The organism is Micromonospora sp. NPDC005806 (genome assembly GCF_042871425.1).
Lineage (GTDB): Bacteria > Actinomycetota > Actinomycetes > Mycobacteriales > Micromonosporaceae > Micromonospora.
In genome coordinates this window covers 13,017-28,067 of the sequence record NZ_JBIAIL010000063.1, presented here as the reverse complement: position 1 = coordinate 28,067, position 15,051 = coordinate 13,017, and the positions used below count along the sequence as shown (strand labels likewise).

Genomic DNA, 15,051 nt, shown 5'->3' with positions numbered 1-15,051 from the left:
AAGTTATGTCCACAACGTACAGACGATCACGCGGTGGCCGCCTCGCGTCCACCCCTCACCGCCAGCGACATCTCAAACGGCGGCTGCCGTATTAGCCGCTACGAGGGTCCTCAGCCATGCTGTTCCTCCGCCGGCGTCCGTGCCCGCGGCCCTGTGTCCGACTGTTGACAGCCGCACGACCGAACGGACAGTGGGCGTTCACTCCTGCGGCCAGTCACACTCGCGCAGTGAAGCACCGCGCACCCCCGCCGGTCGGCGCCCTCTCGAAAGCCAAGCGCTACCCGGTGAGGGCCATCGGGATCACCTTCGCGGTGCTGCTGTTCCTGTGCTACTGCGGTAACGCCCTGGGCGAGTTCCTCGGCGACGACAAGCCGACCGCCACCCCTTCGGTGAGCGCGAGCGCGACCCATATCGCCGCTGTCCCCTCCAACTCCGTCCCGGCCAGTCCATCGCCGACGCCGAGCAGAACGACCAGGCCCACCCCGACGCCGACGCGCCCCCAGTCGACGGTCAAGCGCACCACCCACCCATCGATGCGCAACGGTGTGCACCCGGGCGGGCCCTGCAAGGCGGCCGGCGCGGTGGGACACACCAGCACCGGGAAGCTGATGGTGTGCAAGCGCTCCGCCGGGGACAATCGGCTCCGCTGGCGGACCGCCGGACCGCCGCCCGGATAACGCAGCCACGCAGCGCAAATTGTCACGGACGCCGAACTCCAGTGGTTGGCACCGTCGGGCCAGACGGCAGACCCTACCGACGGACGCGCAGATGGAAGGCATCTCTGCCGCGTCGTGGCGTCTGTTGCCACCGACAGCTGTCCCTCACGCTGCCTCCTGGCTGCCCACCCATCGCGCCGATCAACTGAACAGCTCTCGGAATCCCTGCCGCCATGACGGGTACTCCAGGGTCAGCCCCAACACGGACTTGGCCTTGGCGTTGCTGGCCGCGCGGAGTTGGGTGCCGTAGTACACGGCCTGAACGCCGATCTGTTCCTCGGCGTCCTCCTCAGAGACGCGCCGCGGCGGAGGGGCATGCAGGATTTCAGCCAGGCAGGGTAGCCACTCAGCCTGGGAGGCGGGCTCGTCGGCCACCACGTTGTAGATACCGGGGCTTCCCCTGTCGACCGCGTGCACGGTAGCCGACACCGCGTCGCGGACGTGAACAAACGGATACCGGCCGGCGCCCCCGCCGACAATCGGCACGTCGCCGGACTCGATCCCTGTTGCCCATTCGCCACCCGGCCCGATCGCGGTGCCTTCACCGTAGAGAAAACCGTATCGAAGGACGACGCCTTCGATCCCCGGTGTGCCCAACACCAGCGTCTCGGCCGCGATGTTCGCCTGTATGTGGCTTCGGATCGGCTCCGGGGCGTCCAGATACAGCGGCGCCGACTCGTCCGTGGGCCCAGATCCGACCGGCTGGGTCATGAAGCTGGCGCTCTGCGCAACAACCCGACGGGTGCCGGCCTCGCGAGCCGCCATCATCAGCGCCTCCGCCGCCGCGCGCTACACGTCGGGTAACCCTGTCGACAGTGGCGGCAGTACCTGGGCACCCACCTCCTAATCCGGACCGAGGCGCCCGTGTGCGTCGGCGGCCCACCGGCCCGCGGAGACCTCGTCGAGGCTTTCTCGACTCCGCTCGGACCGCGTCCGACGTCGGCTGCCTTGGCATCGGCGGGCGGTCACTGAGGTCGCTTGTCCTCGACCTGGACGACCCGCAGTTCGTGGCCGTCCCGGTCGCGCTTGCTCCGTCCGTACAGGCCGACGACGACGGCGCTGTCGCCGTCGTCGTTGGCCTCGTCGGGTCTGCTGCCGTAGGTCAGCACGTCGTTATGGTGGTCGTAGACCACACACCCGGGCCGAGATCCAGGATGATGCGAGGATCATGCCGGCGCCGTCGCCTCGGCGTATCCCTCCTACGTGGATGATGAGCGGCCAGCGTTGCGGGGAACAGCGGGGTGTTGGCCGGATGGGTAAGCAACAAAGCTCCCGGACAGGCAGCGTGTCTTGGTCGACCGCCGCCCTACCGAGAGCTTTGTCCTGTTTGGATCATCGGCGCGCCGATCCCGCCTGCTCGCTCAACGGCCCATGGCCACGATGAAGAGCGCTGAGTCAACGCATGATCGGCCGTATTTGCTGCCCTTGCGTGTGGAGACGGCTTCTGCGTGTGCAGGCAGAGTTGCTGGTCGTGCTTACCGAGCTGCGCTTACTCTGTGAAATACTTATACGCGCAGGGCCCCGGAGTAACATCCCCCGCGCCGTCCACCGAGCACACCTGCATCTCGTAAACGTTCGTTCCCCAAACATCGTATTGAAATTGGGTATAGGTACCCGCACCTTTACCGTTGTAACTAGTCATTACGCATGTGTAGCCATAACCCGTCCAAGGACACAGGTACCCGCGCACGCCGTGACCGTCGGCGTAATCGTCGTAGACCCGAAAATAATCGCCGCTATCGACGTGTTGCATACTGGCGACCCTATGGCCGTTTGTCGACAGGACGGCCCATGAGTCAGCGGCGAATGCGGGAGTAGCGCCTGTCCCTACCACGATGGTAGGGGCAGCCAGCACGGCTGCAACACGAATAGCCCAGCTCTTTAACATTTTCCTTCACCTATCAGGCTGAACCGCCCCCTGGCGGCCGAGTGCCTGAACGCTAATTGGTGTATCGACATATGTACAACGATGTAGGGGTCTTCTTGAGCAAGACTTGAGCTTCGGAAAGCACCGACGGCACGGGATGAACGTGCAGGTAATCGCGGATGCAGCCGGACGCCTCGTCTGGGCATCGGCGGCACTTCCCGGCTCGGCACACGACCTGACTGCTGCGCGAACCCACGGAATCATCACCGCGTCGACCAACCCTGACGTGATGACCTTCGCGGACAAGGCGTATCAAGGCGCCGCAGTTCCGTGCGTACCCCGTTCAAGCGACACCGCTACCGGCCGCAGAAGGCAGTGAACAAGGCCCACTCCCGGATCCGCTGCCGCGGCGAACGCGGCGTTGCCACCCTCAAGACCTGGAAAATCCTGACCAAGCCGCGCTGCAGTCCCTCCCGGACGACCGCAATGGTGCAGGCCATCCTCGTTCTCCACCACGTCGAAAACCCGACCTACCAAGGTTGAAAACGCTCAGCCATGCCGACCGACCCTGGTGATGAGTTGTCGCGCCCGCACCCGTCACACCTACGACGGGACACGACGAGACGGAAGGATGACGTGATGGGTGCGGACACGCGGCTGGAGGAGTTGGACGTGAGCGGGCTGGGCGGGAGCGGGCTGGGCGAGGTCGACGAGCGGGCGTTCTCGGGGCTGGCGGAGCGGCACCGGCGGGAGCTGCACGTGCACTGCTACCGGATGCTCGGGTCGTTCGAGGACGCCGAGGACACCGTGCAGGAGACGTTCCTCCGTGCCTGGCGGCGGCGGGAGACCTTCGAGGGGCGGTCGACGTTCCGGGCCTGGCTGTACCGGATCGCCACCAACGCCTGCCTGGACCTGCTCGCCAAGTGCCGCCCGGAGCCCGCGACCGGCGGCGAGGTGCTATGGCTGCAGCCCTACCCGGACCGGCTGCTCGACGAGCTGCCCGCGGGCGACGCGGACGAGCCGGAGACCGTCGCCGTTGCGCGGGAGACGATCGAGCTGGCGTACCTGGTGGCGGTCCAGCACCTCGCGCCGCGTCCGCGGGCCGTGCTGATCCTGCGCGACGTGCTCGGCTGGCCGGCGAAGGACGTCGCTGAGCTGCTCGGGGACTCCGTCAACTCCGTGAACAGTGCGCTGCAGCGGGCCCGCGCCGGCATGCGGGAGCACCTGCCCGCCGAGCGGCAGGACTGGACCGGCGGCGAGGAGGACGCCGGGACCCGCGAGCTGGTACGCCGCTTTACCGACGCCAGCGTGGCCACGGACATCGACCGGCTCACCGCGCTGCTGCGGGACGACGTCCGGTGCTCGATGCCGCCCACGCCGGGCCTGTACGTCGGCCGCGACGTGGTGGTGAACAACTGGGTCGACGACGGCTTCGAGGGCATGACGGGTCTGCGCGCCGTCCCCATCTCCGTGAATCGGCAGCCCGCCGTCGCCTTCTACCACTGGCGGAAGCGGGAGGGCGCATACCTGCCGCTGACGATCGACGTCCTGCGCGTCACCGGCGGGGCGATCACCGAGATCATCATCTTCCACGACGACCAGTTCCCGCGGCTCGGGCTGCCGGAGCGCCTGCCGGCGGACGGCACGGAGTAGCCCCGGTGAGGACGCTCACGCTGCGCGGCGGCGCGCGTGTCGCGGTGGTCGCAGCGCAGTGGCACCACGCGTTCGGCGTCGTCACCCGCGGGCGGGTGCAGCTGGAGCTGCGCGACGGCGAGCCCGGGCCGGTCCTCGGACGCGACGCCGAGTTCTGGCTCCGCGGCACCGGCGTCCGCGCCCTGCGGAACCCCGGCCGTCGCACGGCGAGGGTGCGCATCGCCACCCCCCAGGGCCAGGACCGTCACATGCCAGTCAACACACCCCGTACGCCAGTTACCGAATGATGGAGGAACGACATGAACAGCATGAATGACACCGGGGTCGTCGCAGGCCCGGCATCGGGCCAGACCAGCCCCACCCACCGACTCCGCGGGCTCGCCGGCACCGGCTTCGTTGCCACGCTCGCAGCGATGGTGGCCACCACCCTCGCCGCTGCGCTTGCCCAGGCCGTTGGCGTCGACTTCGAGGTCCCCGATGGTGGCGAGACGATCCCGTTGCCCGGGTTCGCCGTGGTGACCGGCTTCTTCTCGGTCGTGGGCATCGTCATTGCCGTCGCTCTTCTTCGTTGGAGCGCTCGCCCCGCCGAGCGATTCGTGTGGACGGCAGTGTCGCTGACCGCGATCTCGTTGCTCCCGCCCCTCCTCTCCGGGGCAAACACCGCCACCACCACCACCCTCCTCGGGCTACACCTCGTCCCTGCGACGGTGATGATCCCCACCCTGGCGCGGAGCCTCCGCACCCGGACCGATTGACGATCCTGCAACGGGACAACGCGCGGATGAAGACCAAACACCATCCGCTTCGGTTGGGGCGCATCGGGTACCCCGGTCGCGTTCACCCTGGCCGACCCCGCCGTCGCGCGCCTCCCACGTGGATTCGGCTCCTGCCCGGCGGCTTGAGCCGCGGCGTCATCCGGTGAGGATGATGTTGTGGAGGTTGGCAACGCCGGAAGCGGTGTCGGTCAATGTTTTGGCGGCGCGGCGGTAGTCGCGCAGGATCTTGAAGGTCTTCATGCGGGCCACGGCGTGTTCGACCTGCGCTCGGACGGTGCGGTGTTGCCTGTTCAGGTCCATCTTCCAGTCGGGCAGTTCGCTGCCGTCGGCCGGTTTGCGGTACGGGATGATCACCTCCGGGTTGCCGCGGTAGGCGCCGTCGGCCATAACCGGCCGCCCGACCAACTTCTGGTCGATACCCGAGGTGCGGTAGACGATGGTGTCGTTGCGGTTGCCGGGTTGCGGGTCGCCGAGGGCGACGACGAGGCGGGTGGGCGTCGATGGCTATCTGGTCAACGCTCCGCCGGCGTACCGGGGCCCGGGCCAGCAGCGGGCCGAGGGTGTCGATGACCCAGTGCGCCGCCGAGTGCGACACCCCGAACAGCGGACCGATCTAGCGCATGGTCTCGGGGTTAAAGATCAAGTTAGTCCTGTGCTTGACTTGGGTCCCCGTGTCCAAGGAGCCTCCCGTGCCGTTGCTCGTACGCCTACGGCCGAACACGCCGTATCTGCTGTTTGTTCTGCTCGCCGTCACGCTGACTGCCTACGGAGTGATCCTGGGCAACGTGTTCGGCGTCCTGATCGCCGCTGGCGGAGGTGCGTTGCTGGCTCTGTTCGGTCTTCCGATGCTGATCAGCACGGTGTTCCGCGTGCCAGCCGTCGCGATCGATGCCCGTGGGATCCGCCTGCCGCTGATGGGAGTTAGGCTCCGCTGGTCGGAGATCTCGTCCGTTAGCCGTGGAGCCAAGCCGTCAGGTCTCCCGGTACTGCTGATAATCCCCACGGCACCGGATGCCGCCCTCGGTCAGGTACGCCCGTGGCTGCGCGCGGAGGCACGTTCGCACCTCGCCCAGCACGGCACGCCGATCGTCGTGTCAGGCCAGTCCATGGATCATTCCGTCGAGGACATCCTCTCCGCCATCCATCAGCACTACCCGGCGCCGCTTGCATGACCTTCCACCGGGCCGAACCACACCGAGGCTGACCCCCGGAATTCCACGGTAGTGGCAGTTGCGGGCGCGGGCCTGGCCACCGCCGGCGGGAGCGGGAACAATATGCACCACCATGGGGATGCTTGATCACGTCTTACGGCGATCAGCAGAGGGCAAGGACAACGATGGACCTTGGCATTGAGCGGATCCTGCAGGTCAAGATTCCCGTATCAGACCTGTCGCGCAGCGTCACCTGGTACTGCCGGGCGTTCGGGCTGCGCCTCGGCTGGGAGTTCTGCGAAACCGGCGTGGTGCGCGGTGCCGTGCTAACCGACGGGCACGAGCGCTTCCTGCTCGGCTTGCGTCACCGTGAAGTGATTCCCGGCCAGCCCGAGTTTCCTGGCTTCGACCTGTTCAGCTTCGGCGTCGCCTCCGTGGGGGCACTGCATAACCTGATACGGCACTTCGACGAACTGGGGATCACCCACGAACCGCTGTTCGATCGCGGGCCTGGAGGCGGTGTCCAGCTCGACGTCCCGGACCCCGATGGCACCATCATCCGATTCCTGTCACCGTTCGGTGAGCATCCGCCATTCATGGGAGTCGAGTTCCCCGCCGAGGGACCGCCAACCTTCTACGACACTCCACGGTTGCCCGATGCCTAGCCAGCCGAGGAGTTGATCGACTCAATGCGGGTGTAGTTGACAGAATCCCGTACCGGTCGACTCGTCCATCGCCCACCAGGTCAGCCACCTACACGCGGTGGCTGACCTGGTCTTTCTCCGGGTGCTGCTGGTCGTCGGTCGCCATTGGTCGGTCTCTGACGGCCCGGTCACGGCCCATACGGCCCAGCGACGGCCCGGAGCGACCGAGAGAGCCGATACTGGTCGAATGTCGTCGCTCATATGCCCCGAGTGCGGCAATCCGATCGATCCTGACGGACCCGCAGTAAGCCAGAACCGCAGCCTCGGCAGCGGTTCCGAATGGAGCCCGGCTCGGTGGGTGCCGTACGTGTACGACCTTCGGACCAACCCACTCCGGCTCGTCCACGCAGAATGCTTCGGGCGTAGCGCCGGCATCAGAGCCCTGGTCGAGGTGATGCATCGCCAGGACGAGATCCGTCAAGCAGCACTTGACCCCCAGGCAATCCACACGGGACGTTGACCTGCGGCTCTGAAGCCGCTGAGCTGCCAGTACGGTCCACCAGCGGCCGCGACAGTCCGCCGTTGTCCGTCCCGATCGTCACCCAGATAGTCACCCAGCTGTGCCGGAGACTACGAGCGGTGCGGTGCCTGTGTGCCGCGTCACGGGCCGGTGGTGCCAGGCATTTTCACGCCCGCCCTGGGGCACGTCATCCGCCCGCGGCGTCCTCGGCCTCCCAGCGCAGCAGGTCGCCCGGCTGGCACTTGAGCACCTCGCAGAGCGCGGCGAGCGTCGCGAAGCGCACCGCCTTGGCGCGGCCGTTCTTGAGTACCGCCAGGTTGGCGGGCGTGATCCCTACGCGGTCCGCGAGCTCGCCCACGGACATCTTCCGCCTGGCCAGCATCACGTCGATGTCGACGGCGATCGGCATCAGATCACCTCGTCCAACTCGGCCTGCATCTGCGCCGCTTCGACGTCGCGCGCGACGGCCTGGGCGAGCAGCATCCGCAGCACGAGCACGATGAGCGCGACTCCCAGGATGGCCACGCCAACCCCGCCCATGATGACGGTGACGCCCGGGTCGGCCCGCTGGCCCGGCGCATTGAGGACCGTGACCGCGAACCACACGAGCGCAGCCGCCACGATCGCGCCGATCACGATGTCCACGTACCGGAAGGCGGCGTGGGAGAACACGGTTCCGCGTCGCACCATCGTCACCAGCCGCCATACGCAGACCAGGGCGACCTGGACCGACACCATGCCCAGGATCGTGATCACGCGCAGCGGGGTCAGCGGGAGCGACCCGTCCTCCGGGTCGGTGGCCAACGCCCACACCATCAATGCCTGTACGAACACGGTGCCGGCGAGCACCACCACGAGCACGGCGCGCAGCGCACGCACTGTCAGCTTTCCCATGGCCATCCTTCCCATCGAGTTACGATGGGAACCTATCGAACTTCGATAGGTCAAGCAAGAGCTGGGATGGAGGGTGGGCGGCGGTTTCGCGCCGTGGCGGGACGCCGCCGCCCCCTCGTCTCCGCGCGGAACGCGTGCCGGGTGGCCACCTCGTCCCTGCGCCAGGCGAAGGCCCTAACCTCCGCCGAGCTGACCCGAAATTGCGGCGCCGGACTCGCGGGAGTGAATGCCCCCGAAATCCTCGGCGGGAAGGCGGCAGCAGGCCAACTTCGGGCAAAGACACCCAAACCGGGCAGCGCGGGCGTGAGCCAGGTCCGCCCCCGGTACCTCACGTGCCCAGCCGAGGCGCACGACCACAGGGAAACAAACGTACGAGCTACAGGGGGTCAAACCATGACTACTGCTGTCTTGCGGTCCGCAAAAGCGGGGGCAATCCTGACGACGCTGGGGTTAAGCGTGGGTCTTATGACCGGCGTCGCGGAGGCAGGGCCACCCCGCACCCACCAGTGCATCAGCCCCTTTTCCTCGGCGGGAGCGAGCAATGGCGGGATCTAAACCAGCGCTACGGCGTCAGCGAACGGATCATCGGCCCTCCAGCGCCCGCGACCGACGATATAGCTGACCCCCGTGGGCGACCTGGCTGCCGCACGGCGCTGGTCGGGGACCAGTGGGTCCGGGCCGTCCCGCCCTGGATCACGGCGACGGAGACCGAACAGCAAGCTTTCATCACCAACTTTAAGAGCGCCCGCTATGTGATCGACGCCGGGACCGCCCAAGAGCAGTCCGTCGCGGCGGGCCCGGAAATCTTGCAATCCGGGATGGTTCCCGATGATGTGCAGCCGCCGGGAACCCGCGGGCTGCCCTTCGTCGTACCCGTGTCTCCTGTCTTTCATCCGCTTCGCCCCGGCACTCACACCAGCACCCTCTTCGTGAACATGAACGAGAAGGTCTGCACCGGCCGCAGGCCCGCCCCGGGCCTTAGCACGGACTGTCTGGAGGCAGGCGAATCCGAGTACCCCATCATTGACAACGGGCCTTTCACAGTTTTGACCGGTCCCCCGCCACCAACCGCCTAGACCACAACCAGCCCAATTCCCACCACCACAACCATGGGCGAGCACTGAGCCAGGCGCACAAGGGGCCGGGGTATCCGCAACTCGGCTAACCCACCCGTGAAGGGCCCTCAGAACGTTTCTGAGGGCCCTTCACTGTGTCCGGGCACCGTGTTGGGCATCCACGACCAGGGCCCCAATCACCACAGCGACCAGCCCCCCACATTCCCGGCAAAGGTCAGTGGCCCTCGGTCGGGCGCTGCCCGCCCTACCAGAGGGCAATCAACTCGTCGCCGCCGGCCTGCGCTGAGCCGTACCGGCCACCGACCGCCCCACCGTCAGGGACTCACCACCGGTGGGGCGGATCCTCCCCGCCTCTAGCGCATCGGCGCAGAACCACCATTGGGGTAGGCGGCCGGCTCTGTCTGCTGCGCCCCACCCCCTCTGATTGACAGCAGTATGGATAGCGGTTATCTATAGTTGATCTACGGAGGTGTGCTGGGTGCAGGACGTGGTGCTGGCCATGCTGGCGAAGGAGCCGGCGTACGGCTACGAGCTGCGCAGCCGGATACGTGGTGCGCTCGGCCCGCTCGGCGAGGCGATGAACGCCGGGCAGATCTACGTGACGCTGTCCCGGCTGGCCAAGGCGGGGCTGGTGACGTCGGAGCGGGCCGAGGGACTGCCGGACCGGCCGGACCGGCGGGTGTACGCGTTGACTCCGGCGGGGCAGCAGCGGGTTGCCGCGTGGCTGGCCGAGGTGAGTTGGCCGAAGCCGGACCTCAGCGAGTTCCATCTCAAGCTGGTGGCCGCCGCTGCTGCGCGACTGGCCGATCCGGTGGCCCTGGTCGATGCGCAGCGACGAGAGCTGCTGCGCCGGCTGCGAGATGCCCAGCGGGCTGCGTTGGAGCGGTCGGTGGATCCGGTCGTCGGGCTGTTGTTGGAAGGGGTCGTGCTGCGGCTACGGGCCGACCTGGAGTGGCTGGAAGCGTGCGAGCGGATGTGGACCGAACGCGACCGGACTGCACAGAAGGGGAACCGATGACCGAGTGGAGCGAGGGCCGCGAGGGCATGCCCGGTGGTGTCGCATGACCGGGTCGGTGCTGCTCCGGGCGCGCGGGGTGACCAGGTGGTACGGCCGGGGAAGCGCACTGGTCCGCGCGGTCGACGAGGTCGACCTGGAGGTGCCTGCGGGGCAGACGCTGGCGATCATGGGTCCCAGTGGCTGCGGCAAGTCGACCCTGTTGCATCTGCTGGGCGGGCTGCAACGCCCCACCGACGGCGAGATATGGCTGGCCGAGCACCGGATCGACGTCATGAGCGAGCGCGCCTTGGCCCGGCTGCGGCGGCATCACATCGGCTTCGTCTTCCAGTCGTTTCACCTCATGGACGAGCTGACCGCGGTGGAGAACGTCGAGCTGGCCGCGTTGCTGGCCGGGCAGTCTCCCCGCCGGGCCCGGCAACGTGCCATGCACCTGCTGGACCGGGTCGGGCTCGCCGATCGCGCCAAGCACCTGCCGTCGGCGTTGTCCGGCGGACAGCGGCAGCGGGTCGCGATCGCCCGCGCGTTGAGCAACGAGCCGCTGGTCGTGCTGGCCGACGAGCCCACTGGGAACCTGGACAGCGCCGCCACCCTGGAGGTGCTGCGGTTGTTCGAGGAGCTGCGCCTCGCGGGGCAGACGCTGGTGGTGGTCACCCATGACGCGCGCATCGCCGCGGTCGCCGACCGGATGATCTCCATGCGGGACGGGGCGTTCGCCGACGACAACCGGCTCGCCGGCACCAACGCCGGTGCCGGCGCGGTCTATGGCGGGTGGCGCTGAGGTGGCCGGCCGTCTGCTACTCGCATGTCGACTGCTGATGCGGGACCTGCGCCGGCGGCGCACCGAAACCGTACTGCTGCTGCTCGCCATCAGCGCCGCGACCGGCACGCTGACCCTCGGCCTCGCCCTGAACAATGCTCTCGCCCAACCGTATGAGCGGACCCGGACCGCGACCGCGGGCCCGGACGTGGTGGCGATGCCGGGAGCGACGGGCCCGGAGGCTCTGGCCGCCCTCGCGCCGCTGGCCACCGCGCCCGGCGTCACCGCGCACAGCGGGCCGTACCCGATCGCCTTTCTGATGCTGACCGCACGCGGCAAGATCGTGCCCGCAGTCGTCCAGGGCCGGGACAACTCCCCGGCCGCGCTCGACCGGCCCGCAGTGACCGCCGGCGGCTGGGTGCGCCCCGGCAGCGTGGTCATCGAACCCACCTTCGCCAACGCCCTCGGCGTACACATCGGCGACACAGTCGACATCAACGGCCACCCGCTGCGGGTGGTCGGGACCGCGGTCACCGCCGCCAGGGCCGTCTACCCGCGCGCCGACTGGCGCGCCGATGCGGGCAGCCCCCTGACTGAAAACGCCGGTCTGGTATGGGTCGACCGTAGCCAGATCGGCGCGCTGGTCGGCGCGCGGCCGTTGTCGTACACGCTGAACCTGAGATACGCGGACCCGCGGGCCAGCACCTCGTTTGACCACATGAGCATGGACGGGATCGAATACACCAGCTGGATAGGGATCGCCGACGCGGACGGCAAGCTCGTCAAACAGGCGCGCCTGGCCCTGCTGGTCGGCAGCTGGCTGCTCACCTCCCTTGCGGTGGCCAGCGTCGCCAACATCGTCGCCGGCCGCGTCGTCGACCAACGCCGACGGGTAGGACTCCTCAAGGCCGTCGGCGCCGGACCAGCCATGATCGCCGCCGTCCACCTCGCCGAATACCTCGTCATCGGGCTCGCCGCCGCCGGCACCGGCCTGGCCGCCGGCTGGCTCGCCGCACCCGCACTGACCAACCCCGGCGCCGGGCTCCTCGGCTCCACCGGCACCCACCCGCCCGCACTGCGCGCCGTGCTCGCCGCCACCGTCCTCGCCCTCGCCATCGCCGCCGCGGCGACGCTGGCACCCGTGCTACGCGCCGCCACCACCGACACCGTCCACGCGCTGGCCGACGCCGCCACGCCACCCCGACGCCGCGGGTGGCGCGTCTGGGTGTCCCGCCGAATGCCCACGGCCCTGCTGATCGGGGTACGCGTCAACGCCCGCCGCCCCCGCCGCGCCCGCCTCGTCATGGTGAACACCCTGATCACCACGACCGCGCTGGCGGCCTTGCTCATGGGCCTGACGCAGGACCGGCAGGTCAAGCTCGGCGAATCGGAGCTGGCCAACCCCCAGGGCACGCGAACCCTCCAGGCCATGCTCCTCGTCATCGTCGTACTGTGCGTCCTCGCGCTCATCAACGCCATCGTGAGCACCTGGACCGCAGTCCTCGACGCCCGCGACCCCCTGGCCGTCGCCCGCACACTCGGCGCCACACCCGCACAGGTAACCGCGGGCATGGTGGTGGCGCAGCTCCTTCCCGCGATACCCGGCGTCGCCCTCGGGGTCCCGGCCGGGATCGGGCTATATCTGGTCGCCAGTCCGGGCGACCAGCAGTACGCGCCCGCCTCCTGGATGCTCGCCCTGGCACTCACGGTCCTGCTCACCGTCGCCGCACTCACCGCCATCCCCGCCCTGACCGCCACCCGACGCCCGGTCGCCGACGCCCTCCAGTCCACACCAACCTGACCGGCCGCCAACGGCCTACAGCCGGCTCACGGCACCACGACGAGCGGAACCGCCGGTGTCGGGCACGGCACGGCAGGTCGGCTCCGCAACGGCAGGTTCGCTGTCAGCGGCGCCAGGACCAGACCGGCCGATGTCGGCGCGCGAGGGTCATGGCGACGGCAAGCAGGTACTCCTCGTACGAGACGCGCCGCACCGGGCCTCCCTCGGGCAGGCGGCACGGCGGCCAGGCCTCAACTGGTCATCCGACCGCCGCATGTGGCATTCGCCGTAACGACGTAGGGCTGTAGATACAACAAGCCGTAGAGCTGTTGGATACGTAGCGTCACACTCGTGATCGACCCCAGCGCGGATCGAGCAGTGTTCCGGCAGCTCGCGGACCTACTGCGGGACCGGATCACGTCCGGCGATCTCGCGCCGGGCGCGTCGCTGCCTAGCGAGCTTCGGCTGGCTCAGGAGTATGGGCTGAGTCGAACGAGTGTCCGCCAGGCGATAGCGCTACTCCGCTCGGACGGCCTCGTGATCGTGGAACCGCCTCGCGGCCCCTTCGTCCGCAGCATGGAGCCAATCGAGACGGTCACCCTTCCCAAGGGCGACACCGCCTCCGCCCGGATGCCCACCGCAGCCGAGCGGCGGGAACTGGACATCGGCGAAGGCGTTCCGGTCCTGGTGGTGTTCCGCGCCGATGGCTCCCGAGAGCTGTACCCAGCCGACCGGATCCGCGTCGGCCGCTGACCAGCTCATTACGAGTTTGTCGCGGCTTGATGGTCGTCGTGGTGCCGACCGGCGATACGGTCCGCCGTTGTCCGTCGCCGTTCTCGGGCTTGGCTGCCCAGTTGGCTGCTTGGGTTGAACCGTATCCGCGGCACATGGTTCAGGAAGGAGCTAGCGCCGATACGCGTTCAAGCTCCGCGAGCTGCACAGATCCCGGATGGCTGGTCGCCCAGGCGGTGATCATTCCGCGATAGTCCGGATCTCGTCGTACTCGTCGGCCGCTCTCATAAGGTTGGCGGCCTCGGCGCACCGTCGACGATGAGGGAGCGAGTCGACTCAGGCCCCGGACGGGGCGGCGGTGAGCGACGGAGCGATCCTGCTCACGGATCAACCGTCGCTGGCTGGACCACGCGCTGCTCCTGCGCTCTTCTTGATGGCGAAGACAGTGAGGGCGAGGCTGAGAACGGCGACAACGACCACCCATGACAGCCGCAGACCGAGCATCAGCGGCATGAGGCTGAGCACCGACGGGACCGCCAGCAGACAGGCCACACCCATCAGCGGACTCAAGCCCATCAGTCCCGCCTTCTCCCCGCTGACCGACCACCAACCGTTGGCCATTCGGTGTTTGAGGCGGGCGGCCTCGAGGAGCATGGGCAGGCCGGAGGCGGCGAACATCCCGAGGAACAGCATCTGCAGCCAGCCGCGGTGGCCCCAGTCCTCGGTCTCGACCCGACCGCCAGACGGCAGTTCAACTGCAACCGGAGTTCCCTCCCAGAGCAACGCCTCCGCCTCTTGATTATCAGTCAGTCTGCGGCTGCCCGAGGTGGGTAGGTCGGCGTCGGCATAGAACCCAAGACGACCGTCCTGCTCCACCAGCAGGTGCCACTTACTGCCAGGGCCAGGGCTGTACCAGGGGCCGGACAAGGTGACCGGGACCCGCTCGAGACATCCTTTCGGCGGATCAACACGGGGCACCGCACGCACACTGAACGCGTGGCACTCCGCCGCTCGCCGCATCGCGACCGCGTCGCGGAGACCGTCTGGCACGTCAGCCAGCGCCAACATCCCGAGCACGCCCGCCAGCAAGCCGTAGAGCACGAGCAGCGCTGGCCGTGCCCAGAACGCTCGGCGCCAGAACTGCCAGCCGCGAGGAGGCGACTTCGTGCGCTTGGACACAGCTACCACCTCCGCTCCTGATTGTGGCGTGCCACCGCGAGTCACACGACTCAGGAATGCACCGACCGGTCGTCGAGGCTGGCCAACATCTCGCTTACAAGCTCAGTGCGTCGCGTCCACACGCGTCCGGCAACGGCTGCACGCTAGGAGCCTCGTCCGCGCCTGCGCCCGTCAGCGCGCCGCCGTCCGGCGTCGTTGCTGTCAGCGTTGCTGCCGACAGCAACAGGGAGATGCCACGAGTGGCAGACTGGCCGGCAGGCAGCAGCGTCGTCCGCACGGTAATGGGCG

15 protein-coding genes and 2 pseudogenes are annotated in these 15,051 nt (G+C 68.3%); 11 read left to right on the top strand and 6 right to left on the bottom strand.

From position 1 onward, the window contains the following. The first annotated feature begins 227 nt into the window (after positions 1–227). Positions 228–677: a hypothetical protein gene (locus ACFYOS_RS34395; RefSeq protein ID WP_387150839.1), complete on the top strand. Its 450-nt coding sequence runs from the start codon at positions 228–230 to the stop codon at positions 675–677. A gap of 180 nt (positions 678–857) precedes the next feature. On the opposite strand, the gene ACFYOS_RS34390 is transcribed toward ACFYOS_RS34395, so the two are convergent. Beyond that, entirely contained in the window at positions 858–1,484 is a 627-nt protein-coding gene (locus ACFYOS_RS34390; protein WP_387150836.1) for an NAD-dependent epimerase/dehydratase family protein, read from the bottom strand. A gap of 197 nt (positions 1,485–1,681) precedes the next feature. Further along, the gene (locus ACFYOS_RS34385) at positions 1,682–1,825 is read right to left on the bottom strand and encodes a hypothetical protein (protein WP_387150833.1); all 144 of its coding nucleotides are present in this window, start codon (positions 1,823–1,825) and stop codon (positions 1,682–1,684) included. 894 nt (positions 1,826–2,719) lie between these two features. On the opposite strand from ACFYOS_RS34385, the pseudogene ACFYOS_RS34380 reads away from it, so the two are divergent. From ACFYOS_RS34380 to ACFYOS_RS34365, 4 genes and pseudogenes are all read left to right on the top strand, one after another. Continuing rightward, positions 2,720–3,126 (top strand): annotated as a pseudogene (locus ACFYOS_RS34380) (transposase family protein); the annotation flags it as partial. Between the two features lie 96 nt (positions 3,127–3,222). Next, on the top strand, positions 3,223–4,236 hold the full coding sequence (locus ACFYOS_RS34375; protein WP_387150830.1) for an RNA polymerase subunit sigma-70: 1,014 nt from the start codon (positions 3,223–3,225) through the stop codon (positions 4,234–4,236). A 5-nt stretch (positions 4,237–4,241) separates the two neighbouring features. Beyond that, positions 4,242–4,523 carry a hypothetical protein gene (locus ACFYOS_RS34370; protein WP_387150827.1) on the top strand — a complete coding sequence of 94 codons (282 nt, stop codon included), beginning with the start codon at positions 4,242–4,244 and terminating at the stop codon, positions 4,521–4,523. 12 nt (positions 4,524–4,535) lie between these two features. Beyond that, positions 4,536–4,991: a DUF6069 family protein gene (locus ACFYOS_RS34365; RefSeq protein WP_387150825.1), complete on the top strand. Its 456-nt coding sequence runs from the start codon at positions 4,536–4,538 to the stop codon at positions 4,989–4,991. A 156-nt stretch (positions 4,992–5,147) separates the two neighbouring features. Here the strand turns inward: ACFYOS_RS34365 and ACFYOS_RS34360 are convergent. Further along, a pseudogene (locus ACFYOS_RS34360) lies at positions 5,148–5,625 on the bottom strand (transposase family protein); the annotation flags it as partial. A 76-nt stretch (positions 5,626–5,701) separates the two neighbouring features. Here ACFYOS_RS34360 and ACFYOS_RS34355 point away from each other — a divergent pair. Together ACFYOS_RS34355 and ACFYOS_RS34350 are read left to right on the top strand one after the other, a co-directional pair. Then, a complete protein-coding gene (locus tag ACFYOS_RS34355; RefSeq protein ID WP_387150823.1) occupies positions 5,702–6,184 on the top strand; it encodes a hypothetical protein in 483 nt (160 codons plus the stop codon). A gap of 164 nt (positions 6,185–6,348) precedes the next feature. Then, positions 6,349–6,828, top strand: coding sequence for a VOC family protein (locus ACFYOS_RS34350; RefSeq protein WP_387150820.1), 480 nt, complete (start codon positions 6,349–6,351; stop codon positions 6,826–6,828). A 686-nt stretch (positions 6,829–7,514) separates the two neighbouring features. Here ACFYOS_RS34350 and ACFYOS_RS34345 read toward each other — a convergent pair. Then, positions 7,515–7,736 carry a helix-turn-helix transcriptional regulator gene (locus tag ACFYOS_RS34345; RefSeq protein ID WP_010981499.1) on the bottom strand — a complete coding sequence of 74 codons (222 nt, stop codon included), beginning with the start codon at positions 7,734–7,736 and terminating at the stop codon, positions 7,515–7,517. After that, on the bottom strand, positions 7,736–8,221 hold the full coding sequence (locus tag ACFYOS_RS34340; RefSeq protein WP_387150817.1) for a DUF2975 domain-containing protein: 486 nt from the start codon (positions 8,219–8,221) through the stop codon (positions 7,736–7,738). The genes ACFYOS_RS34345 and ACFYOS_RS34340 overlap by 1 nt, the downstream gene beginning before the upstream one ends. A 1,554-nt stretch (positions 8,222–9,775) precedes the next feature. Between ACFYOS_RS34340 and ACFYOS_RS34335 the strand changes: the two genes are divergently transcribed. From ACFYOS_RS34335 to ACFYOS_RS34320, 4 genes are all read left to right on the top strand, one after another. Next, on the top strand, positions 9,776–10,315 hold the full coding sequence (locus ACFYOS_RS34335) for a PadR family transcriptional regulator (protein WP_387150815.1): 540 nt from the start codon (positions 9,776–9,778) through the stop codon (positions 10,313–10,315). Positions 10,316–10,358: 43 nt separating this feature from the next. Beyond that, positions 10,359–11,093 carry an ABC transporter ATP-binding protein gene (locus ACFYOS_RS34330; RefSeq protein ID WP_387150812.1) on the top strand — a complete coding sequence of 245 codons (735 nt, stop codon included), beginning with the start codon at positions 10,359–10,361 and terminating at the stop codon, positions 11,091–11,093. 1 nt (position 11,094) lies between these two features. After that, positions 11,095–12,873: an FtsX-like permease family protein gene (locus tag ACFYOS_RS34325; RefSeq protein WP_387150809.1), complete on the top strand. Its 1,779-nt coding sequence runs from the start codon at positions 11,095–11,097 to the stop codon at positions 12,871–12,873. A 330-nt stretch (positions 12,874–13,203) separates the two neighbouring features. Further along, a complete protein-coding gene (locus tag ACFYOS_RS34320; protein ID WP_387150806.1) occupies positions 13,204–13,605 on the top strand; it encodes a GntR family transcriptional regulator in 402 nt (133 codons plus the stop codon). A 366-nt stretch (positions 13,606–13,971) separates the two neighbouring features. On the opposite strand, the gene ACFYOS_RS34315 is transcribed toward ACFYOS_RS34320, so the two are convergent. Continuing rightward, on the bottom strand, positions 13,972–14,763 hold the full coding sequence (locus tag ACFYOS_RS34315) for a hypothetical protein (protein WP_387150803.1): 792 nt from the start codon (positions 14,761–14,763) through the stop codon (positions 13,972–13,974). Positions 14,764–15,051: the final 288 nt, after the last annotated feature.

Bases quoted from the DNA above. Each gene is read 5' to 3' on its own strand.
- ACFYOS_RS34390 (WP_387150836.1), bottom strand. From the start codon at position 1,484: ATGATGGCGGCTCGCGAGGCCGGCACCCGTCGGGTTGTTGCGCAGAGC.
- ACFYOS_RS34375 (WP_387150830.1), top strand. From the start codon at position 3,223: ATGGGTGCGGACACGCGGCTGGAGGAGTTGGACGTGAGCGGGCTGGGC.
- ACFYOS_RS34365 (WP_387150825.1), top strand. From the start codon at position 4,536: ATGAACAGCATGAATGACACCGGGGTCGTCGCAGGCCCGGCATCGGGC.
- ACFYOS_RS34340 (WP_387150817.1), bottom strand. From the start codon at position 8,221: ATGGGAAAGCTGACAGTGCGTGCGCTGCGCGCCGTGCTCGTGGTGGTG.
- ACFYOS_RS34345 (WP_010981499.1), bottom strand. From the start codon at position 7,736: ATGCCGATCGCCGTCGACATCGACGTGATGCTGGCCAGGCGGAAGATG.
- ACFYOS_RS34350 (WP_387150820.1), top strand. From the start codon at position 6,349: ATGGACCTTGGCATTGAGCGGATCCTGCAGGTCAAGATTCCCGTATCA.
- ACFYOS_RS34330 (WP_387150812.1), top strand. From the start codon at position 10,359: ATGACCGGGTCGGTGCTGCTCCGGGCGCGCGGGGTGACCAGGTGGTAC.